The sequence below is a fragment of the Streptomyces sp. P17 genome (genome assembly GCF_032436805.1).
Taxonomy (GTDB): Bacteria; Actinomycetota; Actinomycetes; order Streptomycetales; family Streptomycetaceae; genus Streptomyces.
On the sequence record NZ_JAVRBF010000721.1, the window covers coordinates 1 to 277 of the forward strand.

Consider the following 277-nt stretch of genomic DNA (forward strand, 5'->3'; position numbering starts at 1 on the left):
CCACCCAGCAGACTCGGGTCGAGCACCATCGGGTCGGAGAACGGCAGATGCTTGGACGCCAGCCACGTCTTGCCGAGGAAGTCCCCAATCATCCCGCTCTCCACCGAGCGCGATATACCGTTCGCGGCCAGGTCGGCCTTGACGAACTTCGCCGCGACCTTCCCGTATTGGGCCGGGTTCAGCACCACGACAGAGCCGTCGATACCGAGGTCGTCATCATCGAGCACGGCGTCAGCAGCCAGCACGTCCTCAATGATCTGATCGGCAGTCGTCCAGT

Annotated in this window: 1 protein-coding gene; it reads right to left on the reverse strand. The window is 63.2% G+C overall.

The window, feature by feature from the left end; all coding sequences use genetic code 11:
* Window positions 1–277, reverse strand: a 277-nt coding sequence (locus RMT89_RS42720) for a hypothetical protein (RefSeq protein WP_315889149.1), incomplete at both ends; no start/stop codon positions are given.